At 54.7% G+C, this 25,386-nt stretch carries 17 protein-coding genes and 1 pseudogene; 9 read left to right on the top strand and 9 right to left on the bottom strand.

The window, feature by feature from the left end; all coding sequences use genetic code 11:
* Positions 1 to 4: 4 nt before the first annotated feature.
* A complete protein-coding gene (gene def, locus JTM80_RS04925; RefSeq protein ID WP_172354727.1) occupies positions 5 to 580 on the bottom strand; it encodes a peptide deformylase in 576 nt (191 codons plus the stop codon).
* A gap of 570 nt (positions 581 to 1,150) precedes the next feature.
* On the opposite strand from def, the gene JTM80_RS04920 reads away from it, so the two are divergent.
* Positions 1,151 to 1,339, top strand: coding sequence for a hypothetical protein (locus JTM80_RS04920; RefSeq protein WP_172354729.1), 189 nt, complete (start codon positions 1,151 to 1,153; stop codon positions 1,337 to 1,339).
* A gap of 117 nt (positions 1,340 to 1,456) precedes the next feature.
* Here JTM80_RS04920 and pth read toward each other — a convergent pair whose 3' ends face one another.
* Positions 1,457 to 2,086 (bottom strand): aminoacyl-tRNA hydrolase, encoded by a 630-nt coding sequence (gene pth, locus JTM80_RS04915; RefSeq protein WP_205370710.1) that lies wholly within the window; start codon positions 2,084 to 2,086, stop codon positions 1,457 to 1,459.
* Positions 2,087 to 2,089: 3 nt separating this feature from the next.
* Positions 2,090 to 2,413 carry a TatA/E family twin arginine-targeting protein translocase gene (locus tag JTM80_RS04910; protein WP_172354734.1) on the bottom strand — a complete coding sequence of 108 codons (324 nt, stop codon included), beginning with the start codon at positions 2,411 to 2,413 and terminating at the stop codon, positions 2,090 to 2,092.
* 610 nt (positions 2,414 to 3,023) lie between these two features.
* Here JTM80_RS04910 and JTM80_RS04905 point away from each other — a divergent pair.
* Positions 3,024 to 4,262, top strand: a complete 1,239-nt coding sequence (locus JTM80_RS04905) for a hypothetical protein (RefSeq protein WP_205370709.1) — start codon at positions 3,024 to 3,026, stop codon at positions 4,260 to 4,262.
* Between the two features lie 265 nt (positions 4,263 to 4,527).
* Here the strand turns inward: JTM80_RS04905 and JTM80_RS04900 are convergent, their stop codons facing one another.
* Complete coding sequence (locus JTM80_RS04900; RefSeq protein WP_172354738.1) at positions 4,528 to 5,946, bottom strand: NADP-dependent isocitrate dehydrogenase; 1,419 nt, start codon at positions 5,944 to 5,946, stop codon at positions 4,528 to 4,530.
* A 591-nt stretch (positions 5,947 to 6,537) separates the two neighbouring features.
* Here JTM80_RS04900 and JTM80_RS04895 point away from each other — a divergent pair.
* Positions 6,538 to 7,206, top strand: coding sequence for a response regulator transcription factor (locus JTM80_RS04895; RefSeq protein WP_172354740.1), 669 nt, complete (start codon positions 6,538 to 6,540; stop codon positions 7,204 to 7,206).
* A 173-nt stretch (positions 7,207 to 7,379) separates the two neighbouring features.
* Here JTM80_RS04895 and JTM80_RS04890 read toward each other — a convergent pair whose 3' ends face one another.
* On the bottom strand, positions 7,380 to 8,234 hold the full coding sequence (locus JTM80_RS04890; RefSeq protein ID WP_172354742.1) for an LPS biosynthesis glycosyltransferase: 855 nt from the start codon (positions 8,232 to 8,234) through the stop codon (positions 7,380 to 7,382).
* A gap of 196 nt (positions 8,235 to 8,430) precedes the next feature.
* Here JTM80_RS04890 and JTM80_RS04885 point away from each other — a divergent pair, with 196 nt between their 5' ends.
* Entirely contained in the window at positions 8,431 to 9,732 is a 1,302-nt protein-coding gene (locus tag JTM80_RS04885) for an FAD-binding oxidoreductase (protein WP_172354744.1), read from the top strand.
* A gap of 12 nt (positions 9,733 to 9,744) precedes the next feature.
* Here the strand turns inward: JTM80_RS04885 and JTM80_RS04880 are convergent, their stop codons facing one another.
* The gene (locus JTM80_RS04880; RefSeq protein ID WP_228721726.1) at positions 9,745 to 11,913 is read right to left on the bottom strand and encodes a CHASE2 domain-containing protein; all 2,169 of its coding nucleotides are present in this window, start codon (positions 11,911 to 11,913) and stop codon (positions 9,745 to 9,747) included.
* Positions 11,914 to 12,854: 941 nt separating this feature from the next.
* Between JTM80_RS04880 and JTM80_RS04875 the strand changes: the two genes are divergently transcribed.
* Complete coding sequence (locus JTM80_RS04875; protein WP_205370707.1) at positions 12,855 to 15,527, top strand: M1 family metallopeptidase; 2,673 nt, start codon at positions 12,855 to 12,857, stop codon at positions 15,525 to 15,527.
* A 144-nt stretch (positions 15,528 to 15,671) separates the two neighbouring features.
* The gene (locus JTM80_RS04870) at positions 15,672 to 15,818 is read left to right on the top strand and encodes a hypothetical protein (protein WP_172353191.1); all 147 of its coding nucleotides are present in this window, start codon (positions 15,672 to 15,674) and stop codon (positions 15,816 to 15,818) included.
* 146 nt (positions 15,819 to 15,964) lie between these two features.
* Here the strand turns inward: JTM80_RS04870 and JTM80_RS04865 are convergent, their stop codons facing one another.
* From JTM80_RS04865 to JTM80_RS04855, 3 genes are all read right to left on the bottom strand, one after another.
* Positions 15,965 to 17,728, bottom strand: coding sequence for a ribonuclease J (locus tag JTM80_RS04865; RefSeq protein WP_172354750.1), 1,764 nt, complete (start codon positions 17,726 to 17,728; stop codon positions 15,965 to 15,967).
* Between the two features lie 859 nt (positions 17,729 to 18,587).
* Entirely contained in the window at positions 18,588 to 19,481 is an 894-nt protein-coding gene (dapA, locus tag JTM80_RS04860) for a 4-hydroxy-tetrahydrodipicolinate synthase (protein ID WP_205370705.1), read from the bottom strand.
* A gap of 32 nt (positions 19,482 to 19,513) precedes the next feature.
* Positions 19,514 to 20,566: an aspartate-semialdehyde dehydrogenase gene (locus tag JTM80_RS04855; RefSeq protein WP_172358840.1), complete on the bottom strand. Its 1,053-nt coding sequence runs from the start codon at positions 20,564 to 20,566 to the stop codon at positions 19,514 to 19,516.
* 347 nt (positions 20,567 to 20,913) lie between these two features.
* On the opposite strand from JTM80_RS04855, the pseudogene tig reads away from it, so the two are divergent.
* The 3 genes and pseudogenes from tig to clpX all read left to right on the top strand — a co-directional run.
* Positions 20,914 to 22,302, top strand: a pseudogene (gene tig, locus JTM80_RS04850) (trigger factor); the annotation flags it as partial.
* A gap of 1,122 nt (positions 22,303 to 23,424) precedes the next feature.
* A complete protein-coding gene (gene clpP, locus JTM80_RS04845) occupies positions 23,425 to 24,030 on the top strand; it encodes an ATP-dependent Clp endopeptidase proteolytic subunit ClpP (protein WP_225906832.1) in 606 nt (201 codons plus the stop codon).
* A gap of 9 nt (positions 24,031 to 24,039) precedes the next feature.
* On the top strand, positions 24,040 to 25,386 hold the full coding sequence (gene clpX, locus JTM80_RS04840; protein ID WP_172354758.1) for an ATP-dependent protease ATP-binding subunit ClpX: 1,347 nt from the start codon (positions 24,040 to 24,042) through the stop codon (positions 25,384 to 25,386).

Below are 25,386 nucleotides of genomic sequence, written 5' to 3'. Positions count from 1 at the left end.
GGACTCAGGCAACGGGCTTCACAGCCTGCACCGAAAAGCCATTCTTGCTTAGCTCTTGGTTCAGCGCCAGGGCGTTGTCCACACGGTCTACAAACATCACGCCGTTCAGGTGATCCATTTCATGCAAAATGACCCGCGCCAGCAGATCATTTGCCACCAGCTTTTGCGGGCGGCCCATCTCGTCTTTGTAGGACACCTCAACCTCTTCTGGGCGAGTCACGTCCAGAAATACGCCCGGAATGCTCAGACAGCCCTCCTGAATCACGCAGGTTTTGCTGCTCTGGCGCGTGATGCTGGGGTTGATCAGCACCAGCGGCGGGGTCTTGGGTTCATCCAGATGAATGTCAATCACGATGAGCTGCTTGTGAACCCCGACCTGGGGAGCCGCCAGCCCAATGCCGTCTTCGCTATACATGGTTTGCAGCATTTGCCGCGCCAGTTGGCGCACCTCGTCGTCCACTTTGGTAATGCGCTTGGCAGGCTGCCTCAGCACGCGATCGCCCAGGTAGTGTAGCTCCAGCGGCGGCTTCGACAGCTTTTTCTTTTCGACAAAAATAGACGAGGTGGTTTGAGAAGGCATGGCAGAGAATGACGAGGCAGCATCGACATAAGTTTATCTTTCTCTATATTAGACCCCCCGTGCGAGTCGTTGAACGGCGCGGATAACGAGCATTGTTTCATGAGCATTGTTTCATGAGCATTGTTTACAGATGCAAGCTGAATCGGCCAATCAAACCACCGCGCATCCGCATAGTCCGGCATAATCCGGCAGGATTCAGCATGATTCGGCAAAATCTGGTAAAGCCATTTGCAATCCCTGTTCGCAATCCCTATTTGTCATCACGACATTCGTTGTTCCCACGCTCGTCTATCCGACTGGGTGAACCTCCCTGGGGGATTTTCCCCAAACGCATTGTTTTGTATCTAAGAACACAGTATTATTTTCCTCAGTGAAACTAGTTGGCTAGCACCTGTGGGGCGATCGCCTCTTCCCTAAGGGTTATTTGCCAACGGGTTAGTTTTTGCTTTGGTTGGGTTCTTTGCCCACCGCGCGGGCAACCTGCGCCAGTCCAGACGCAATGCTGCCCCTTCACCCACGCTGCATCTTGGTTTCGTGATCCGTTTTTGATTTCCGAAGGACTGCTGTTTCATGAACATTAAATGGACTGCGCCCAGCGCTGAATCCCTCGCATCGCTCCAACCCCGCATCTGGCAAGACTGCGATCGCACCACCCAAAAGATGCTGTGGCATGTCTATGACCCGATTTCTGGCGAAGCAAGTTCCCTAGAGTCTCAAGCTGACGTTGAAGAATGGCTGGCCCATCGCGCCTACTCATAGCGGAATGCAGAGGTCAGGTTTTGGGACGTAGCGCGTCTTGCGTGAGTGTTTCGCGTGAGCGTCTGGCATGAGCGTCTGGCATGTAGTCCTATCCTCTGATCTCTGCTGCCCTCGCCGCTAGATGCCCGCTATCCGGTTGTTATAAAGGCTCATGGCTTTTTCGGTGCTTTGCTGAAGGCTGAGGGCGATCGCCGCTTCGCACAACCGCAGCACTTCGGTCAAAATTTCTGTTTCCGCCTTGGAAAACTGCCCTAACACATGAGAAACCGTGTCTTTGTCTTCCGGGGCGGCGGTTTTGGGCTTGCCGATACCGATGCGGAGGCGCGGAAAATTTTGCGTACCTAGGTGCGAAATGATGGACTTCATGCCGTTGTGTCCGCCTGCGGAACCCGATAGCCGCAACCGCAGCCGACCCAGCGGCAAATCCATATCGTCGTAAACCACCAGCACGGACTCCGGCGAGAGCTTGTACCAGTCCACCACCGCACGAATCGACTGACCCGATAGGTTCATGTAGGTCTGGGGCTTGAGCAGTCGAATTTTGTCACGGTGCGGGCCAGTGCCTTCCCCAAAAATGCCCTGAAATTTTTTGTGGTCTGCCAGGTTGATCTGCCAGGAGCGGGCTAGCTCGTCTACCAGCATAAATCCGACATTGTGCCGGGTGCGGTCATACTTAGCGCCCGGATTGCCCAGACCCACAATGAGCTGAGGCGTAGGGGCGATCGCCACATCACGAGACTCGCCCATCGTCTAGCTGGGTTGGGAAGGGCTGGCGGCATCTTCTTCGACGGGCGCGATCACTTCAGCATCCGTCGGCTCAGCCTTCTCAGTTGCCGAGAGAACCTTTTGCGCGGGCGGCTCTAGCTTGGCTTCCATCGGTTGGCTGATGGTTTTCTCGATTTGCTCTGCTTCCTTCTTAAACTCTTCCTGAAACTCGCGAGACGCATCCTGGAAGCCCTTGATCGCCTTGCCCAAGCTGCGCCCAATCTCTGGCAGTTTTTTCGGGCCAAAGATCAGCAGCGCCAGAATCATAATCACCGCCATTTCTGGCAGACCAATCCCAAAGATGTTCACAGCCGTTTCTCCTGTCGGTCAGCGCTGGATGCCTTAGATAGCCTGTAGACAGCCTGTAGATAGCCACGTTGCGCCTTTGCTTGGCAGCAATCAGACGGCTTCAAACATTTGACTTTCGTCTGACTTTAGAGACTGCCGCAGTATCCACAGATCCTACAAATACTTCCTACAGATACTAAGGATATATGTTCACGCCTTTTAAGAATAGCGCTTCCAGAAAGTGCTGCCTTCTTCCCACAGGCATTCTGGAATGATTAGGCGCGAACCACAATTCACCGACTCTTTGCAAAACCCGTAAATTTTTTAAGGAAATGATTTTCAGGAAGCCTTATATAAAGGAACTACAAAGCTCTGGTTAAGTTTATGGCGGTTTTGGGGGTCGCTGATAGAATCGAGGGGTCTTTTTATGGTTTGCCTTGCTCGGTTCTTTAGCTGGCGTAACGTTTCAAGCTGGTGCAATGTCAAACCGATCAGACAATCTACTGGCGCACTACTGGCGTACTTTTATCTTCAGAATTCTTAAGCTTTCAACTTGTAGGCGCATCAGTCCCCGTTCAAGCTCCGTTAAATTAAGCCATTTCCCTTTGCCGTTTTTATTGTCTTTTGGGTTATGCCTTCGCCCATTCGGTTTTCTCGAACCCATCGCTATTCTCGTAGCCGAGTGCGCTTGCTCCTGCGCCCTAGAGTCTGGCTGTCGGCAGTGGTGCCTGTGCTGGCGTTGGCGTTGGCCTGGGCCTATTGGCAGCGTCCTGCTTTGCTGTCCAATTGGTTAGGCGATCGCCCCCTAGAATTCGGTGCCGACTCGTCTGGAGATCGTGCCCTGCCGCCGGGTCTCTTTGAGTCAAACCCAACGGGGCAAGGTCGATCCCTGGGCGATCGCGCTCAAATCGACATTGACAACCTGCCCGTGCTGGGAGCGCGTCGATTTCCAACGGGAACACCTCTGGCGCTAGAGGAACCGCTCGTTTCTCCTAGCAGCCTGCCCGATGCGCTCAAGTCGCCGAGCCAAGCAGGTTCCTCCTCTAGTCTGCCTGCATCGTCGGCGATCGCCCTCACAAACCTCCTGTTGCTGAACCCTGCCCCCACAGCCAGCCGCTCGTCCAGGGGTTCAGCCAAGCCAGACCCAATCCTGAACACAATCACCGTTTCGCCAACGACCAGTCCTATTACAACCAGTTCTATATTGCCTAGTCCGGCGATCGCCCCTGCTGGCACAGTGAGTACTGTGGGTACAGTGAGCAGCCCTATTCCCGGCTCTACGCCATCTCAACCAGTTCTCCCCGTTAGCCCACTGGAATCAGCGCTCCAGCGTCAGGCAGGCTCCAGCAGCCCACCTTCTACGGTCGAGCCGTCTCCAGCAGGTTCATCTGGCACTTCCCCCAGAATTCCTGGCACCGTTCCCAGCGGTTCCGTCCTGCAACCTATTCCTGGAGAACCCGCCCAACCTCTGAGCCAACCCTCCCTCACCCCAGCCTTTTCTACGCCCACGCTACCGGGCCCCTATCTGCCCCGCACCTCGCCACCACCGGGCAGCACGGGCTACCTGCCGCCATTAGGGGTTCAGCCCCTGCCGACGAGCACACTGGGTCAGCCGATCGGTGCGCCTGCGCCCCTTCCCTCCGGTTTGCCCGTGCCTGATTCCTCCATTTCAGGCTCAGGGATTTCAGGGGCGGGCGCAGCAGGCTTCCCAGGCGGCAACTCCTCAGTGCTGCCGCAACCCCAGTTTGACGGGCGCAACTTCTACACGGCTCCCACGCAGCCTGCTCAGCCCCCTACAGTTGAAGCGGCTCCGTTTTCGGCTCCGTCCCGGCCTCGCAACGGCGAGTTCAACACGTTCTCGAATCCGTAAGCGCCCGTTCTGGCAGCGATTTGCAGGTCTTCCAAACCATCGGCGCTGTTTAATATATCCATCAAACTGAGCGGAAATGGTGTGTAGCAAACGGGCAGCTACACACCATTTCGTTGTATCAGTTTCGTTGCATCAGTTTCGTTGCATCAGTTTCGTTGCATTAGTGTTGCATTAGTTTCGTTGCATTAGTTTCGTTGCATCAGTCAGCCGTCCCGAACAAAGCATTCATGAAAACGCATTCATGAAAACACGCTCATGGACGCTGTTAGAAATGGCGGATGATGGCATCGGCAAACTCAGAACATTTCAGCGGCTCTACGGGTGGCTCCATCAGTCGGGCCAGGTCGTAGGTGACTTCGCCGGCCGAGATCGCGCCGCCGATGCCTTTCTTAATCAGGTCCGCCGCTTCCTGCCAGCCCATATATTCCAGCATCATCACCCCAGAGAGGATGACGGAGCCGGGGTTAATGCGGTCTAGTCCTGCGTGCTTGGGCGCGGTGCCGTGGGTCGCCTCGAAGATGGCAGCAGAGTCGCCAATGTTCGCGCCGGGGCCCATACCCAGCCCGCCGACGACAGCCGCTGCCGCGTCAGAGAGATAGTCGCCGTTCAGGTTCATCGTCGCCAGGATGGAATATTCATCGGGGCGCGTCTGGATTTGCTGAAAGATGCTGTCGGCGATGCGGTCGTTGACCATGATCTTGTCTTTCCACTGGCCGCTGCCGTGGGTGTCCCAAATAGCATCGAGGACGGATTGTACCTCGTCGCAGATTTGCGCCTTTTTCTCCGCCGTCAGCGCGTCATAGCCCGGATCGATCATGCGGGCATTGTCTTCGATGCTGAGGTCGGGATTTTTCTCCTTGTTGCCCAAAATCCAGGATTCCCGTTCTGTGATGCACTCAGCGCGAAACTCGCTGGTGGCCAGTTCGTAGCCCCAATCGCGGAATGCGCCTTCGGTGTATTTCATGATGTTGCCCTTGTGAACCAGCGTCACCATCTGCTTATTTTTGGGCAGGCGCAGGGCGTGGCGGATGGCGCGGCGCACGAGGCGCTGGGAACCCGTTTTGCTGATGGGCTTGATGCCAATGCCCGAATCCAGGGGGATGCGTTTTTTGCCGTGTTCGGGGGTGGCGGGAATCAGGTCTTCATTGAGGATCTTGATGAGGCGATCGCCCACTTCGCTGCCCTGCTTCCATTCAATGCCCAGGTAGATATCTTCGGTGTTTTCCCGATAGATAATTACATCCAGCTTTTCAGGCGTTTTGTGGGGTGAGGGCGTGCCTGCATAGTATTTACACGGGCGAATGCAGGCGTACAGGTCAAAAATTTGCCGCAGGGCGACGTTTAGCGAACGAATGCCGCCGCCGACGGGCGTAGTCAACGGCCCCTTGATCGCCACGCCATATTCTCGAATTGCCGCCAGCGTATCTTCTGGCAGGTATTGATAGGTGCCGTAGAGTTCGCAAGCTTCATCGCCTGCATACACCTTGAACCAGACAATCTGGCGCTGCCCGCCGTAGGCTTTTGCCACGGCCGCATCAAACACCTTCTGAGCCGCGGGCCAAATGTCTACGCCTGTGCCGTCGCCTCGAATAAAGGGAATGATAGGGTTGTCAGGAACCTGTGGCTCACCGTTTTCAAACGTGATGCGTGAACCCTCGGTCGGGGGAATAATCTTTTCATACATAGAGCGTTGCCGACTCCTAAGTGATAAATCAACGATTCTTGGCTAGTTTAGTGGCGGAGAGAAGAGCCAGAATGCTCAAGAGTGAGCAGCTTTCGGATCAGTTTCTCCAAAGTTTCTCGACAAGAGTGCTTCCTTGAGGCAACGTGCCAGTTTTTTTTAGCCAGGGGCATGATATCTCAAACTTGCAATTGCTCAATTTCTCAAAGATGAATCGGAGGAACTGTTCATCTAAGACAATCAACGGTGGGGCAACCGCAAAAAAGGCGAAAAAATCCTTAAGATGAAGGTGTCTTTGGGTGATGTCACTGTTTTGTCAGATTTATCTGATAATTTTGCTGAATGTCCCCTGATTTGAAAAATGATTTGGAAAACTTAGGAAGCTTGACCGTCCCAAAAACTCCTCCTTAAAAGTTTATTCCGTTGAACGGGATTGCTTAAGAAGAATTAGCAGGTTAGTTCGGGAGCTAAGGGGGTGCGATCGCACCCTGTCTCAATTCAAGTCTCAGCCGCTATGATGGCTCGATGGAAGATCTCGATATATGCAAAAGGAACCTGTGATGCTGTTGGCAGGGTTGGAGATGAGTAACTGATATGAAACGCATTTTGATCGTAGATGACGACACCACCTTGCGGACAGCACTCACCCGATACTTGCAAAATCAGGGCTACTTGGTGCAAGAAGCCCAGTCTGGGCTGGAAGGGTTGACCTTGTTTGAGCAGCATCCGCCCGATCTGGTGGTTTCGGATGTGCTGATGCCAGAGATGGACGGGCTGGAGTTTTGTCGCCGCCTGCGGGCCAGCCGCACGGGGCAACTCGTGCCTTTTATCTTTCTCTCTAGCCGCAAGGAAGTGGACGACCGGGTGCAGGGCCACCAGATGGGCGCAGACGACTATCTGGCAAAACCCTTCGAGCCGAAGGAGCTAGTCGCCAAGATTGAGGCCCAGCTGGAGCGATCGCGCCGGGTTCACTCCGAAATTGTGCGGCTGATGCAGCAGTCGGTCGGTGTTGGCACTGCGGGGGGCGATCGCCCTGCTACGCAGACCCCGCTTCCCCTTACGCCAGCGGAGGAAAAGGTGTTTGCTGAAGTGATCCAGGGCTATACCAACAAGCAAATTGGCGAGCGTCTCTTCGTCAGCCCGCGCACGGTGCAGACCCATCTCAGCAATATTCTCAGCAAGCTAGAGCTAGAAAACCGCTCGCAGCTAATCCGCTATGCCTATGAGCGGGGATATCGGCCGCCGGAATCGACGGAAGAGTGATGACGGAAAAGCGACAGAGGATTAGAACAGAGGATTAGAACAGAGGATTAGAAGCGGGTTTTTAGAACGCTCGTGCAAATTCCACTCTTTCCTGCGCTCCTCTTCGTGCAAATTCTACTCTCTCCTGCGCTCCTCTTAAAGACTTAAAGACTCGATACTGCAACCCGCTTCCCTCAAAGCCGCCGGATGAGTTGACGGGCGATCGCCCATTGCAGCATTCGTCTTGGGGCGCTGGCTTTGCGGAGGATCTTGGGTCGGAGGAAACGCCCCAGCAGAAGCCGCCCGATCCCTTTGAGGCGGGCGTTGAGGCGAATCCAGAGATAGCGCGATCGCCACTGGTGTCCGGTTCCGGCGTAGAGGGGGCGAAAGGCCACGGGCCCAGCCAGCACATCGGCGCGATGGATGCCGCTAATACCATGCTGGCGATGCTCCGGGTTGGGGATGCCGCCGTGTTCGCCGTAGTTGCGAAAGCTGATGTAGTTTTTGAAGCCGTGCGATCGCAGGTATTTATCCACCTCGGAGTCGAAATTGAAATAGCCCGTGCCGTGATGCTCATGCACCCAGTCAGCCAGTCCACAAAGGCAGCGGGCGGCAGCAGGCGTGACGACGTAGGCCACCAGCGAGGTCGAAAATCCTTCCGCAAAGCCATCAGGACTGAGGCTATAGATCTGTGCCGCGCAGGTGTAGAGCCAGCAGAGTCCGGTTGAAGGCTGAGACAGATCCATCGGCAGCGGCAGAGACGACATCCCAACCACGGGCACAAAATCCGCTTCGACAATCAGGGTCGGCCGGGGTTCTGCCGCCGCCTGCACCCATGCCCGACGGTGGTTCATCATGCAGCAATAGATGGCGGCATAGGAAGAGTCGGGCGATCGCTCATTGCGAAATAGCTTGACCTGCCAGCCTTCATTTGCCAGCGCTTGCTCTAGCGGCTCAGTCTCTTCCCGATACGCAATAATAAAAGCTTGCTGAATCTCATCTTTGAGCAAGAGCGGCTGAGTCACTGGGCTGACAACATCACGAGTCATGGCACGAGTCATAGTCAGAATTACGCTCTCAGTTCTGGATGGCAAACCTTTAGACGCAATTCATGAGAAAAGGAGCGGGGTTAGACTTGCCCTAAAAAACCAACGCTGCAAAAACGACCCCTCATGGGAGGATGGTCAGCGGGTCGTTTGCATGGCCTGATCATGAAGCATTTCCTGGATCTGTTACCTGGATTTTATGAGCAAATTTGTCTCCAGTCTCCAATCTCTGGTCGGCGCTGAGCAACTCTCGGTTTGGGAAAGGGTCGCGCCAGCACTGAAGGCGCAACTGTCTCAGGCGATCGCCCCTGGTGGCATACCCGAATGCATTGTGGAGCCAGATTCGCCCGCCCAACTTGCCGCTGTGGTGAAAGAATTGCACGCGCAAAAAGGGCGATCGCTCCCCTTTGGCACAGGCACCAAGCTGCACTGGGGCGGCGTATCAGACAGCATACAGGTCGGCATCAGCACGGCCCGGATGAACCAGCTCATCGACCATGCAGCCGGGGATCTCACGGTCACCGCGCAGGCCGGAATGCGGCTAGCCGACTTGCAAGCACACCTGGCTCGACAAAACCAGTTTTTGCCGCTCAACCCGTCCTACGGCGACGCAGCCACCCTCGGCGGCATCATTGCCACTGCCGATAGCGGCTCCCTGCGCCATCGCTACGGCGGCGTGCGAGATTTGCTAATCGGCGTGACCTTGGTGCGGGCGGATGGCGAAATCGCCAGGGCCGGCGGGCGCGTGGTGAAAAACGTGGCAGGCTATGACCTGATGAAGCTATTCACCGGGTCCTGGGGCACGCTGGGCATCCTTACAGAAGTCACCTTTCGCGTCTATCCCTTGCCCGAAGCCTCGAAAACGCTGGTGCTGGCAGGAGAACGAGAGGCGATCGCCCGCGTCACCCAGGCACTCCTCTCCTCAGCGCTTGCCCCAGTTGCAGTGGAACTGGTTGCCCCAGCCGCCATGCAGCACCTCGGTCATGCAGGGCTGGGGCTAGTGGTGCAGTTTCAGGGTCTTGCCGTTTCGCTAGATGCCCAGGCAGCCCAGTTCCGCCAGTTTGCCCAGTCCGCCGCTCTCGTCGAGTCCACCTACACCGACGCTGCTGAAGCATCCTTGTGGCAAACATTGCAAGCCCTGTGGGAGACTACTCCTTCCCTCACCTGCAAAATCGGAGTCTTGCCCAATCAGGCCGCCGCAACCCTGGAAAAAATTGCCGACCAGTTCCCCTCGCTGTCCTACGGCACGATTCACGCAGGCAGCGGTTTGGGGCTGCTCCGGTTCGCTGACCCGCCCAGCACGAGCCACCTGCTCGATCTGCGCCGTCTCTGCGAAGCCCAGGGTGGCTTCCTCTCCCTCCTGGCCGCCCCCGTTGACCTGAAACAGCAGATTGACGGGTGGGGCTATCCCGGCAACGCCCTTGGGCTGATGCGCGGCATTAAGCAGCAGTTTGATCCAGACAGGCTGCTGAGTCCGGGGCGGTTTGTCGGCGGTATTTGATTTCTCACAACCTTAGGACGCTCTCTTCTCCACCTCTACAGGCAGCGCATACTGCCGCTTGCCAGCCTGCTTAGCCTGATACATGGCCAGGTCTGCTTGCTTGAGCAGGGTTTCGGGGTCGTCGCCGTGGGTGGGATAGAGGCTGATGCCGATGCTCGTGGTGACAGGAATCGACTCACCTTCTAGCGCAAAGCTTTGGGATAGCGTATCGAGAATCTTTTCGGCAACGCGGGTCACGTCTTGCACATGGGGAATGGCCGGCAGCAGCACCACAAATTCGTCGCCGCCAAAGCGGGCTACGGTGTCGCTATTCCGCAGGCAGCGGGAGAGGCGCTGGGCTACGGCTTTGAGCAGCAGATTGCCCATTGCGTGGCCGTAGGTGTCGTTGATGTGCTTAAAGCCGTCCAGATCCAGGAACAGCACCGCAACAAGCTGGTCGTGTTCTTGCGCCCAGAGGAGCGATTGCAAGAGGCGATCGCACAATAGCTGGCGATTAGGCAATCCCGTCAGGCTGTCGTGGTAGGCCAGGTGTTGCAGGTGGTATTGCGCCTGTTTTAGCTCAGCGTTGGAGCGCACCAATTCCGCAGCGGTGCGGCGCAGTTCTTCTTCCATCTGCTTGCGCTGGGTGATGTCGCGAATCACGCCCACCAGGAAGGTGTTGCCCGCAGCGTCTTTGTGGAGCGATCGCTTGGTTGCCGTCAGATAATGCGCTCCATCGGCGCTGGTAAATTCTTCCTCGCTCTCGCTGTCCAACCCTGTTTCAAACACGCTCTCATCATGCTGCCGCAGGAAATTGGCCTGATGGGGCGGGAAAATGTCGTGGTCGGTTTTGTCGAGCAGTGTTTCGAGCGGATAGCCCACAAAGCGGCAGAAGGCTTCGTTTAGCACAATCCACCGTCCCTGCCGATCTTTGACAAACACCGGATCGGGAATCATATGAATGACCGAGCTGAGAAACTCTTTGGATTTTTTGAGTTCCTCTTTGAGGTAGGCAATGTAGCTCGTAATCACGCCGCTAGACCCAACCAGCGCCAGCAGCGGCGGCACTAGCGGAATCCACCACCCCTGAAGAAATGCCAGGTAGCAACTCCCTAACAGAAGGCTGCTGCTTCCCAGTAAGGAAATGGCCAGCTTTGCCGGGTGGCGAAATCGCCAGCTTACAACCGCACCCACCAGCGACCAGCCCAAAATCCAGATCCATTCCACCGGAGAGATCCAGACCTGCAAGGGCGATCGCCCATACAGCGCCGCATCCAGCAGTTGGCTGATGAAGTTGGCGTGGAGCGCTACTCCAGGAATGCGCTGCACGGTGCCGTTCATTTCCCGGCTGTAGGAGTTGAAAAAGAAATCATTCAGGCTTTCGGCAGTGGAGCCAATCAAAACGATGCGATCGCGCATCAGCGCCGGATCGACCTCGCCGTTTAGCACTTCAGTCAGCGACACTGTGCGGTAGCCAGAACTGCGCGTGTTCGCCAGAATTTGATAACCGCCATCGTCTGCCCGCACATAGCCGCCATCGTTGCGACCCAGTCGCCGCAACACCGACTGCCCCAACTTCACCTCGGCAGGATTGTCAGGCGCGGGTTGGGTGCTGATGCCCCAGTCTTGCAGGTACAAAAGCGCCAGCTTCAGAGCAAAACTGCGGCGCAGTTCGCCGTTTACACCCCAATACAAAATTACCCGCCGCACCCGGTTGTCGCTATCGGTCACGACATTGTTAAAGCCGACTTGACCCGCTTGCTTCAGCAGTTTGGGCGGCTCTACACCCGGACTCGTCGAGTCGGGGATTTTCTCAATGCCAATGAGATTTGGCGTGGTGCGAAATACCGCCTTAAGTTCGTCGCCGCCCTCGCCCACCGAAAATTCGCGGTAGATGTCCAGCCCAATGGCGCGGGGCTGGTAGGATTTAATTTTTTGGAGCAAATCCGCCATCACCCGATCGGAAATGGGCCAGTCGCGCAGGTTTTGAATGTCAATGTCATTAATACCGACGATGACGATGCGCTCATCCATAGGATCTGCTGGACGCAGGCGAAAGGCGCGATCCAGCGCTGCCAGTTCCAAAAATTGCAGCCCACCCAGCCAGCGCAGCCCCAATACGCCGCATGTCACGGCGATCGCCGTCAGCCAGATACGCCGCTCTCGCCACAGCCGATGGCTGCTCTGCTGGAGACTAGACAACGATTTTGACTTCAGACGGTTTGCTTGACGCAGCAACATTGCACTTAGATCAGCAGATGGGGCAGAATGCAGGCTGATTGAGGGGGATGCACCGTTTCAGACTTTAAAGTGCCCTGCGATCCCCTGGAAATCGCCAGAATTTTGGTAAAAAATTTGTCAGCATTCGCAGAAAAATGTGAAGGAGTAATGAAGGGCGATCGCCCCCTTGACGAATCAACAGCTATACTGCTTGCCTGCGAGACGATCTCATCACTGGTTTCCCGCGCTAATCTAAGCAATAGACTGGACGAGCCTGAAGACATTTCGGGTCAGGCAAGGGCGTGGAAACTACGGACACGGCCTGCCGCCAATCTGTGCCAATGGCGTTCGCCGGCCTCCGTATCAACCCATACGGACTTTATCTGTGCGTAGCGTAGGGCTGCCTTGCGGAATTTGCCCCCCAATCTGCCTTGCCAATGGGTTTCCCTGATCTATTTTTCAGATTTGAGCTTCTAGACTTGCCCTCCAAGCTGCGATCGCTCGTCTTGTTGGCAACGGTCTGGCAGAGCGTCAGCACAAGGGATACAGAGCGCCAGCAGAGCGTCAGCAGGGGGATGCCAGGTGGGGCGATCGCAAGGGGTGCATCCCACTTTTGTAGCCCTCACCCTAAAGTCCTATCCCAAAGCGGCAGAGGGACATCCAATCCGGCTCCCCTGCTCCCGCTTTGGGAGCAGGGGCTGGGGGATGAAGGCAAACTTGCAGAACTAGGATGCGCCCGATTGCAAGCGCTTCTGCTCCTCCCATTTACCTCCTCCCACTGCTTCCTCCCATTGCCACGTCAGATGCCATCCTGATAGTCTGTCTCGAATTGAATTTGCCTCAAATTTGCCTCAAATTTGCCCCGTCCTTATCCAGTCCCGATTCCCTCACACCCTCGTCGTTGCATTTTCCAGGTTGATTGCATGTCTCAGTCCTCTCGCCGCACGATCCATCAGTCTGTCTACCAATCTGTCTACGCCACCGCTCTAGATAATAATGGCTACCGATCTTTCGAGTTGCCCGGTGCCCGCCCCCACTACAACCCCGATCGCCCCGGTCAGGTCGAGCATATTGCCCTAGATCTGGATCTCGACCTCGCCCACCAGCGCTACAGCGGCACCTGCGCCATTCGGCTCAACCCGGTGCGAAACGGCATTGAGCGGCTGACGCTGGATGCGGTCAAGCTAGACATTCATTCCGTCAAAGCAGGCAAGCACAAGCTGCACTTTGACTACGACGGCGAACAACTCCAGGTTTCTCTCAAAGACCCCACCCGCTCTGGCAAACCCATCACGCTAGAAATCACCTACAGCAACGACCACCCCCAGCGCGGACTCTACTTCATCGCACCCGACCAGCACTACCCCCAAAAGCCCGTGCAGGTGTGGACTCAGGGCGAAGACGAAGACTCGCGCTTCTGGTTTCCCTGTTTCGACTATCCAGGGCAACTCGCCACTAGCGAAATTCGCGTGCGTGTACCAAAACACCTGTTGGCAATTTCCAACGGCGAACTGCTGGAGACCATCGAAGATGGAAACAGCAAGATCTACCACTGGTTCCAAAAAGAGGTGCATCCCACCTACCTGATGACGCTGGCGGTGGGTGACTTTGCCGAATTGCGCGACGAGTGGCACGGCAAACCCGTCACCTATTACGTAGAAAAAGGACGGGAGGACGATGCCCGCCGCAGCATGGGCAAAACGCCCCAAATGATCGAGTTCTTTAGCCAGACCTTCGGCTATGCCTACCCCTTTCCCAAATACGCCCAAGTCTGTGTCGATGACTTCATCTTTGGCGGGATGGAAAATACATCCACCACGCTGCTGACCGATCGCTGCCTGATCGACGAACGCGCCGCCCTAGACAACCGCAGCACCGAGGCGCTTGTGGCGCACGAACTGGCCCACCAGTGGTTTGGAGATTTGGTGGTGATTAAGCACTGGAGCCACGCCTGGATCAAAGAGGGCATGGCCTCCTATTCCGAAGTGCTGTGGACGGAGCATGAATACACCGCCGACGATGCCGCCTACTATCGGCTGAATGAGGCCCGCAGCTATATTTCTGAAGACAGTAGCCGCTATCGCCGCCCGATTGTGACCCACGTTTATCGGGAGGCGATCGAGCTATACGATCGCCACCTGTACGAAAAAGGCTCCTGCGTGTATCACATGATCCGCCGGGAGTTGGGCGATGAAGAATTCTTCGACGCAGTTCACACCTTTGTCAACGACAATGCCCACAAGACAGTGGAAACGGTTGACCTGCTGCGGGCGATCGAAAAGGCGACCGGGCGGAATTTGCAGTTTTTGTTTGATCAGTATGTCTATCGTGGCGGACATCCCGACTACAAGGTGTCCTATAGCTGGGATGGCGACAGCAAGCTGGCGAAGGTGACGCTGGTGCAAACCCAGGCAACCGATGGCGATACCGATCTTAGAAGTGACTTGTTTGACCTGAAAATTCCCATTGGCTTTGGCTATGCCAAAGAGGAAGAGGGCAAAGGTAAGGACAAGGCGGCCAAGCCCTTGGCGACGCTCAAAACCTTCACTGTGCGGATTCATGAGCGAGAACAGTCCTTCTATTTTCCGCTCGATGAAAAGCCGCAGTTCGTCAGCTTTGATGTCGGCAACCACGTTTTGAAAGAGGTGACGCTGGACTATGGCGTGGCAGAGCTAAAGGCGCAGTTGAAGCATGATCCTGACCCGGTTTCTCGGATCTATGCGGCGATCGCCCTTGCCAAAAAAGGCAATCTGGAAGCCGTAAAAGCCCTGGGTCACGCTTTAGCGCACGATCCGTTTTGGGGCGTGCGGGCAGAGGTGGCCGCAGAACTGGCTTCAATCAAGCTGGATCAATCGCTAGAGGCACTGCTAGAAGGGCTAAAGGATGCCGATGCGCGAGTGCGACGGTCGGTCGTTGAAGCGCTAGCCCAGATAAAAACCCAGGAGAGCTATAAGGCAATTAAAACCGTAGCCGAAAAGGGCGACCCCAGCTACTACGTAGAGGCCGCAGCGCTGCGATCGCTCGGCACGGTGGCTGCCAGCCCGCTCAACGGCAAGTCCAAAGAAGAAAAGGTAATCAAGCTGTTTCGAGAGGTGCTGGACACCCGCGCCGGGTGGAACGAAACGGTTCGCAGTGGGGCAATCGGCGGCTTGAGCAAGCTGAAAGAATCGGCAGCAGCGCTGGAGCTAATTTTGGACTATACGGCGATGGGCACCCCCCAAGCCCTTCGATTGGCCGCAATTCGGGCGCTGGGGCCAGTGTCCCTTGGGCAAGAAAAACCCCAGGTCGAGCGCATTCTCGATCGGCTGCGGGAGTTGTCGGATGAGTCGTTCTTTTTGACCCAGGTGTCCGTGGTGATGGCCCTGGGACAGATGCAAACCACCCGCGCCGCCACAGTGCTGCAATCGCTTGCAGACCGCACCCCCGATGGTCGCGTCCGCCGTATTGCCGAAGAAGCAGTGCAGCGGGTGATGAAAAATGCGGGTCAGGATCAGGCTGTAAAGAAACTTCAACAAGAGCTGGATCAGCTCAAAAAGGACAATCAAACGCTCAAGAGCCGTCTGGAAAGTTTGGAGGCAAAGGCGGCGAAGGGATAGTCTCGGTTTTCACTTTGAAGCCATTGTCTGGAATTTTGAAAATATGGGGTTTTCCCCTGCTTCCACCTGCAAAATGGGCTGCCTATAATGGCGTTCATCTAGGTTAAGAGTCCCGCCTAAATAAGCCTTCTGGGGTGCGTCGTTATGGAGAACCAGAACCCGCCGTTTGCACAGCCCGCCACGCTGATCGAGCAGTCGGGCGATCGCCCAAAAAGCCTGAAAACCAACCCGTTCACAACCTATCGCGATCCACAGACGGGTCGCTGGATCGTGGTTAAGCCCGCTGGATAGAGCGCTCAAGTTTTTTGAGTTGAGTGCATCTGTCCAACCTGCTAGGGTTAATCTCTGTCAAGCAAAAGAGGGACGCAGTTGATAGGCTGTGTCCCTCTTTGTCTTGCTTTATCTATGAACTTATCCGCCGTCTAGTCGCTTGTCGTCTAAGAAGCCACCTTTTCTGCCTCTAGCCGACGGGTGCCGTTGGACACTGAAACGGGCTTAATTGGCGTTTGCATTAAAAACACCAGTAGCGGACTCCGTTGAAACTCGCGGCGCAACTGTCGGCGCAGTTCGGCTTCCAGGGTCGCCTGTAGCTTCGTCCAATCCACGTCAATTTCTCCGTCGCCAAAATTGTGAGTCACCTCTTTCCAGCGATCGCTCAGCACGGTTTCTAAGGTTTGCACCACAGAGCGCTCCAGCCGAGATTTCTCCACGGAGGTCACGACCCCCCGCAGATGGATTGCAGGGACAGACACCAACTCACCATTCCAGCCAATCGTCGCAGCGATCGTCACCACGCCATCTTCGGCAAGCTGTTGCCGCTCTTTCAGCACGCGCTGATGTACCACGCCAGAGCGTGAAGAATCCACCAGTTCGATTCCCGACGGCACTTTACCCGCTACTCGAATGCTGTCCTGGGTCAGTTCCACCACGTCCCCATTGTCAATAATCACCATATTCTCGGCGGGAATGCCCATGCTCTGAGCGGTTTCCGCGTGCTTGACGAGCATTCGATGTTCGCCATGAACGGGCAGGAAGAATTTCGGTCGCGTCAGCGCCAGCATGAGCTTCTGGTCTTCCTGTGCGCCGTGTCCCGAAACGTGGATGCCCTTGTCACGGCCATAAATCACGTTGGCCCCCTGCATCATCAGCTTGTCGATCGTGTTGACGACAGCGATGGTGTTGCCAGGAATCGGATTTGCCGAAAAGATCACCGTATCCCCTTTGCGGATCTGGATCTGCTTGTGTTCCCGATTTGCAATCCGGGTCATTGCAGCCATAGGCTCACCTTGAGACCCCGTACTCAAAATCAGCACGTTCTCGTCGGGCATTTTGTTGGCCATATTGAGCGGCACGAACAAATCGTCCTCGCACTTGATGTAGCCCAGTTTTCGGGCGTGGGCAATGACGTTGAGCATCGAGCGTCCCAACACCGACACGACGCGCCCATGCTTTTTCGCCAGTTCCAAAATCATGTTGACCCGATGCACCGACGAGGCAAAGGTGGTGACAATCAGCCGTCCCTTTGCCTGACTAAAGTGGCGATCGAGATTGGGGAAAACGGAGCGCTCAGATGGAGTGTGTCCGGGTACTTCTGAGTTGGTCGAGTCGCTAATTAGGCACAGGACACCCTTCTCGCCATGCTCTGCAAGACGCTGAATATCGAAGTATTCGCCATCCACAGGCGTATGGTCAAATTTGAAGTCTCCGGTGTGAATCACAACGCCCAAGGGGGTGTGAATTGCCACGCTGAAACTATCCGCAATGGAGTGGGTATTGCGGATATACTCTACCAGGAAATATTTACCAATCCGCACCATTTCACGGGGGCGAACGGTGCGTAGTTCCGTGCGATCGGCAACCCCTGCTTCTTCCAGTTTGTCTTCTAGCAGCGCCATTGCCAGACGTGGCCCGTACATTACCGGAATGTCAAACTGCTTGAGATGAAAGGGAATGCCGCCGATGTGATCTTCGTGTCCATGCGTGACAATCATGCCCTTGATTTTCTGGCGATTTTCGCGCAGGTAAGTGGTGTCAGGCAGCACGATATTTACGCCGTGCATTCCATCGGTGGGAAAGGCCAGACCTGCATCTAGCAACACGATTTCATCAGCATATTCAAACACGCAGGTGTTTTTACCAATTTCATGCAGCCCTCCCAAAGGGATAATTTTGAGGGCGGAGTTTTGGTCGTTTTGACTCATGTAGGTCCTTGATCTAGGTTTGGATTTGAAACTTTAGAGAATTGACAAAAAAGAATTAGAAGGATTGACAAAAAGGTAGCGGCAGTCGAACGCAGCTTTGAAGCCTCCCTCAGATTTACCAAAAACCTGAGATTCCTTAAAAATTGAAGAGAAGATGCCTCTAGGCGATCGCCTCCATATAAATAAACAATAGATAAACAGAATGAAAAACAGGCATTCTTACCTCTTTCAAAAGTGACGAAAAGACTAGAGGAGTTCAAAGTTGGGGGTGTTTCCTGTTGAAGCTAGGACTGTCATCAAAGTCACTTTAATGACAGTTCTAATGTAGTTTTTTAACTCGATCTTTAACTTAAACAACCTAAGGAAGCAAGCCTGATGTGAGATGGTGGAAGGCGTTAGATAAGTCACTGAAGAAGTCTATAAGCTAATAAACAGAAAGATCTCTTTCCTGGCGAAATTAATATTTAGCAGATACGGCCCAGTGCTAAAGGAAGGAAGCAATCCTCAACTTGCGAGACTATAGAGCTTCTACTAAAAGCTTTTACTAAAAGCTTGTACCAATTGATATTCAGTTTTCAAGAAATCTGAGAAAGATGCTTTGGGCGATCGCTCGAAAGTCAGGGTTGACTGAGTGCATTGGCAAGAGTCATCGGGTTATCAATTTCAAAATCTTGCTGCAAGTTCTGCCTCAGTTCTGCATCTAAGAGACTTTGTCCAAATCTATCCAAATCTAAATGTGCCCTTAACCCTTTTGCCGCACCATTGCCTTATGTCAACTCTGTACTTAGCCAAGGCGATACGGATTCTTTGATACCAACCTTCTTAATGTCAATCGGCGGCTGCCAGCTTCTTGCGCTAGCTATTCTCCCGGAACTAGATGCAAATCTGCCATCACCCGGCTTAACAAAGATTCCGTTGCTGCAAGATCATCTGCCAATGGTAACCGAGCATCACCAACTTTCCAACCCTGGAGCCTGAGTGCGGCTTTGATCGGAATTGGGTTCGTAGTCACAAACAGCGCCTTAAACAGAGGAAAGAGTTCGAGATGAATCTGAACCGCACGCTGAACCTGACCCTGCTCATAGGATTGAATCATCTCTTGAAGACTCAGACCCACCAAATGGCTGGCGACACTCACCACGCCTTGCCCCCCTATCGACAGCGTAGGCAATGTCAGAGAGTCATCGCCAGCGTAAATACCGAAGGACATCGGTGTAGAACGTCGAATCTGGCTTACTTGGTCAAGGTTACCACTTGCTTCCTTAACTGCGACCACGTTAGGCAGTTCGGAAAGCCGAACAATGGTTTCAGCGGTGAGATTCTGCCCCGTCCGTCCCGGAATGTTGTACAGCATAATCGCCAGGTCAGGACAGGCCTCGGCGATCGCCCGAAAGTGTTGGTATAACCCTTCCTGGGGCGGCTTGTTATAATACGGGACGACCTGAAGCGATCCATCTAAGCCGAGCTTTTCAGCTTTCTGAGTCGCGGCGATCGCCTCTTTAGTAGAGTTCGATCCAGTTCCCGCTAATATCTTAGCGCGTCCAGCCGCCGCTTTCTGCACAACTTGAAACAGTTGATACTCTTCATCCCAGCTTAATGTCGGCGATTCGCCCGTGGTACCGCATACCACTAACCCATCGCTGCCGTGGGTAACGAGGTAATCAGTCAGAGCTTCGGCAGCGGCATAGTCTACCTCATCATCCGAGGTAAAGGGGGTCACCATTGCCGTAATGACTCGTCCAAACATGATCATAATCAGGTCTCTAGCTCCAGGATTCGGAAACGCTAGCTCTGTGGCGTGGCGATCGCCCGCTCAGCCGGACGCAGCCAGTCTTTCTCAATCAGCAACTCAGCAATTTGAACCGCATTGAGCGCCGCTCCTTTGCGGATCTGGTCGCCACAGATCCAGAGTTCTAGCCCATTAGGATGGGAAATATCCTGACGAATCCGCCCGACCAGCACCTCATCCCGTCCGGTCGCATCCATCGGCATCGGAAAATAATTTGCCTGCCAGTCTTCCACAAGCTTGACCCCAGGAGCCTGGGACAAGATCTCTCTCGCTTGGTCAGGGCTGAAGGGCGCGGCAAACTCCAGGTTGATGGCTTCGGAATGGGCCCGCAAGACCGGGACGCGAACGCAGGTCGCAGAAATCCGCAAACTTGGCTCTGAAAAAATCTTGCGGGTTTCGTTCACCATTTTCATTTCTTCCTCGCAATACCCTGTTTCAGTCATGGGCGAGTTGTGAGGAAACAGGTTAAACGCCAGCGGATAGGGCAAAACTTCTGGCACAGGCGCTTTGCCGTCCAAAATGGCCTGGCTCTGGAGCCGCACCTCTTCCATCGCTCGTGCCCCGGCTCCACTGGCAGACTGGTAAGTCGCTGCTATGATGCGCTGGACGGGCTGCACGCGATGCAGTGGGTAAACCGCCACGTTCATCAAAATGGTCGTGCAGTTGGGATTTGCAATGATGCCAGAATGCTCGGCCGCTGCGCCAGGGTTGACTTCTGGCACCACCAGGGGGACTGTTGGGTGCATCCGAAAGGCGCTGGAGTTGTCGATCATCACTGCGCCAGCAGCCACAATCCGATCTGCCCAAGCTTTGGAGGTGGAGCCGCCTGCCGAGGCCAGCACGATGTCGATATTGTCGAACGCGCGATCGCCCACCGCTTCTACAGTCAGAGATTCTCCCTGGAACATGAGCGTCTGCCCAGCCGAGCGGGGAGATGCCAGCAGCTTCAAATCAGCCAGCGGAAAGCGGCACTCTTCTAGCAGGCTCAGCAGTTCCGTTCCGACGGCTCCTGTCGCCCCCAAAATGGCAACTCGATAGGATTGCGACAAACTCATTTCCTCCAGTCTTCGGTCATGTAAAACAGTTCAGACAGTGCAAGTAGCGAGTACAAGCAGCAAGCAAGTAGAAGATGTACTGTTGAGTATGCCTTAAGCCAATGCTCAAGCGATAGACGCTTATAGAATTTTGAGGCAACTCTAGAGCCAGTATTCTAACTCATCTGTTTTTCCGGTTTGCTCAGGGCAAAGCACTCAGCAGGATCTGGGAGGCTCGCGCTAACTCCAAAGGTGGCAACGGTGTCAACAGCAAGATGCAGATTGAGACAGAATCCGCTACGATAGCTAATTGCGACGATGCCGAACGGGCTGTTCTGAACAACGCTGCGAGAAATTATCGAATGAAAGTTACCCAGGAAAAACTCCCGGCCAGTCGGCTAGGGCTAGAGATTGAAATTCCCTCCGAGTCTACTTCGCAGGCCTACGAAAAGACCCTGCAACAGCTTATCCGCAATGCCAATATTCCTGGGTTCCGCAAGGGAAAGGTGCCACGCCAGGTTGTTTTGCAGCGCTATGGCACCCGCAGCATCAAGGCGACCGCCATCGAGGATTTGATCGAGGATTCGCTCCGTCAGGTACTTGAGCAAGAAAAGATCGATGCCTTGGGCAATGCAGAACTGCGGTCGTCTCTCGATGAACTGGTGGAGCAATACGAACCGGGCCAGCCGCTGACGGTTTCGCTGTCGATCGACGTTGCGCCAACTGCCAAGCTGGTTAACTACAAAGGGCTAACCGCTCAAGCGGAGGAAATCCTCTATAAACCGGAAAGGGTTGATGAAGTCCTCGAAAGCTATCGAGAGCGATCGGCAACGCGCGTGCCCGTCGAGGGTCGCCCGGCAAAAGAGCACGACATCGCCGTCATCGACTTTTCGGGACAGATCACGGGCGACGAACCGAAGGAAATTCCGGGCGGCAGCGCGACGGACTTCGAGGTAGAACTGTCTGAAGGACGCTTCATTCCTGGGTTTGTGGAAGGCATCATCGGCATGTCGGTCGGAGAGACGAAGGAGATTGAGGCAACATTCCCCGAAGATTACTCGCAGGCAGAGCTAGCCGGACAGCCCGCCGTGTTCACGGTGACGCTGAAGGATCTCAAAGAAAAGGAACTGCCGGAACTGGATGACGATTTCGCTCAGGACATCAGCGAGTTTGAAACCCTGGCAGAATTGCGCGAGTCGCTGGAAAAACGCTTCCAAGACGAGGCCAATGACAAAACCAAGGCAAACAAACAGGAAGCATTGCTCGAAGCGCTAGTTGCCAATTTGGAAGTTGAGTTGCCCGAAACCCTGATTCGCCGCGAGGTGGATCACATGATTACCCAGACGGCAATGCGTTTCGCTGAGCAGGGTATGGACATTAAGCAAATGTTTACGCCGGAGATGGTAAACATGATGCGAGAGCGATCCCGCCCTGAGGCGATCGCCCGCCTCCGGCGCACGATGGCTCTGGGTGAGGTAGCCAAGCAGGAGTCCATTACAGTGGACGCTGCTGAAGTTGAAGCAAAAGTTGAAGAGGTCTTAGAGGATCTGGAGGGGCGGTCTGTCGATCGCGATCGCCTGCGGGAGGTGATCGAGGAAGATCTAATCCGCGACAAAATCTTTGAGTTTCTGGAAGCCAATAGCACTGTGGAACTGGTTCCTGAAGGAACGCTGGTGAAGGAAGAGCCAGTGGAAATGGAACCCACCCAGGACGACGCGGCCGACACAGCCACTCTATCCAGCACGCCATCTAGCACGGAGGATGCTGTCGAGGTTGGCGCTGAACCCGAACCCGCCCTGGCAGAAGAACCCGCTAGCCCAGAAGCAGCAGTAGAAGTCGTGGCAGAAGTTGATGCTCCCGCCACACCCGCCGAAAAGACATCCAAATCGACGACCCGCTCAAAATCAGCCAAGTCGGCAGCAGAATCCCCAGAAAGTGCTGAATCAGAGGCGATCGCCGAGGTAGAAGCGCCAGAGGAAGCAGCCGCCAAGCCTGCTGCCCGCAAGCGCAGCACTCCTAAGTCCAAAAAAGATGAAGCCTGATTGAGCAATACTAAGCAGTGTGTCGGTTTCTCACTCTAGCCGCCATTGAGTTTCAGCTTCATTCGTTTTTGAGGATTCAGCACTTTTACAGAAAGTAACAGTTCCCATCCGTGGCGCTTCCAAATCTATAGATCCTCTGGAGATTGCCTACCCGTCTCCTGCGACTTAGGGCATAATGACGGGTATGGTACTTCTAATCTAGGCAATACCGGGTTTAGCGTGTTTTTGTCGAGTTTAGTGAGGGCTATATCGCTGAATCTAGCTGAGATGTAGTTGAGATCTGGTAGGTTCAATTCCTCAAAAGCTTGGATGAATTTGACTCTTGATTTGACTCTCTGAATCGCGTTTCAAGGTAGGTGCTCCCTAGCGGCACTCCTCTGAATCACTAAGACCTAAACGGATCGGTTAGCAAAGACCACGGAGAAGTTGCTGTAATTGCTGTAATTGTTGTACAAGACTATGCACGGTTTGATTCGGAGACAACTCTATCGAGTCTATCGAGCAGCTTTATGCAGCCAATAGCAGCTAACAGCAGCCAATAAATGTCTTCAGCCAATAACTGTCTTCGGTGGCTACGCTGAATCAGAACTCAAAAGCCTCTCACCTCTACCCTGTAACGCATAGCCGCCCGTCCTAGCTCAATCCCCTTTGCAGAAGCCTCCTCAGACGCTCATTCTTTTCTACCCTTCTGGAATTCAAAAGTTCTTTTAAGTCGCTGAATGGTTTTGTATGGTTCTGCCTCATTTTTCTAGATCCGACGCTAGCAGCAATCTCGTTGGGGCTGTTTCGTCTCTGTCCCCACATCCCCTTGACGTGGTGAACACCATTCCAATGGTGGTTGAGCAGTCTGGTCGGGGTGAACGAGCTTTTGACCTCTATTCCCGGCTGCTTCGAGAGCGAATCATTTTTTTGGGCACTCCTATTGATGACAACGTTGCAGATCTGCTAGTTGCCCAGCTTCTTTTTCTGGATGCCGAAGATCCCGAAAAAGATGTGCAAATTTACATCAACTCGCCGGGTGGCTCAGTCACAGCAGGAATGGCCATCTACGACACGATGAAGCAAATTCGCCCCGATGTTGTTACGATTTGCTACGGTTTGGCCGCTAGCATGGGCGCGTTTTTGCTGTCGGGAGGCACCAAGGGCAAGCGTCTATCCCTGCCCAGTTCCCGGATTATGATTCACCAGCCGCTGGGAGGTGCCCAGGGGCAAGCTGTGGATATTGAGATCCAGGCGAGAGAAATTTTGTATCATAAGCGGACGCTGAACGAGCTATTGGCACAGCATACGGGGCAGCCTCTTGAACGCATAGAAGCGGACACAGAGCGCGACTTCTTTATGTCTGCTGAAGAAGCGAAGGCCTACGGGTTAATTGATCAGGTTGTTTCTCGGCCGGGAATATCCGATGCCAGAGAGACCCTCTCCGCAGTGAATTAAGAGGCGACCATGTCAAAATACGACTCTCATCTGAAATGTTCGTTTTGTGGTAAGTCGCAAGAGCAGGTTCGCAAGCTCATCGCCGGCCCAGGGGTCTACATTTGCGATGAGTGTGTTGACTTGTGCAACGAAATATTGGATGAGGAGCTATTTGACTCTAGTTCCACGGTGCCCCAGCCTTCGCCGCGTCGAGAGCAGCAGCCTGAAAAGCGGGCTGCTCGTGCGCCGCGTCTTTCCCTCAGCCAGATTCCCAAACCCCGCGAGATTAAGAAGCACCTGGATGAGCATGTGATCGGTCAGGATGAGGCTAAGAAGATTCTTTCGGTTGCGGTTTATAACCACTACAAGCGCCTCAGTTTTGTGCAGAGCAAGTCTGCGAATGGCGGGAAGGCAGACGATGCCGTTGAGCTGCAAAAGTCCAACATCCTGCTGATTGGCCCGACGGGCTGCGGTAAGACGCTGCTGGCCCAAACCCTGGCGGAAATGCTAGATGTGCCTTTTGCGGTGGCTGATGCGACAACGCTGACCGAAGCAGGATATGTCGGCGAAGATGTGGAGAATATCTTGCTGCGGCTGTTGCAGGTGGCCGATCTGGATGTTGAAGAGGCACAGCGCGGAATTATCTACATCGACGAGATAGACAAAATTGCTCGCAAGAGCGAAAATCCCTCGATTACGCGGGATGTGTCGGGTGAGGGCGTGCAGCAAGCCCTGCTGAAGATGCTGGAAGGGACGGTTGCCAATGTTCCTCCCCAGGGCGGGCGGAAGCATCCCTATCAGGATTGCATTCAAATCGACACGAGTAATATTCTCTTTATCTGCGGCGGCGCGTTCGTGGGTCTGGAAAAGGCAGTGGAGCAGCGGATCGGGAAGAAGTCGATGGGCTTTGTGCAGCCGGGAGACGCGCAGCAGTCCAAAGACAAGCGCACGGCGGATGTGCTGAAGCATCTGGAGCCGGATGACCTGGTTAAGTTTGGGCTGATTCCAGAGTTTATCGGGCGCGTTCCGGTGATGGCGGTGGTGAATCCGCTGGATGAGGATGCGCTGGCTGCTATCTTGACGGAACCCCGCAGCGCACTGGTCAAGCAGTACCAAAAGCTGATGAAGATGGACAACGTGCAGCTTGAGTTTAAGCCGGACGCGATTCGGGCGATCGCCAAGGAAGCCTACCGCCGCAAGACCGGGGCCCGCGCGCTCCGCAGCATTGTGGAAGAACTGATGCTGGACGTGATGTACGAGTTGCCGTCGCGCAAGGACGTGACGCGCTGTGCCATCACTCGCGAGATGGTGGAAATGCGCTCGACTGCAGAGTTGCTGATGCACCCATCTTCTCTGCCGAAGCCGGAGTCTGCCTGA

Origin of the sequence: Thermoleptolyngbya sp. PKUAC-SCTB121 (genome assembly GCF_016919485.1) — a bacterium.
Lineage (GTDB): Bacteria > Cyanobacteriota > Cyanobacteriia > Elainellales > Elainellaceae > Thermoleptolyngbya > Thermoleptolyngbya sichuanensis.
The sequence above is the reverse complement of the archived record's forward strand: the minus strand, read 5'-3'. Positions and strand labels throughout refer to the sequence as shown.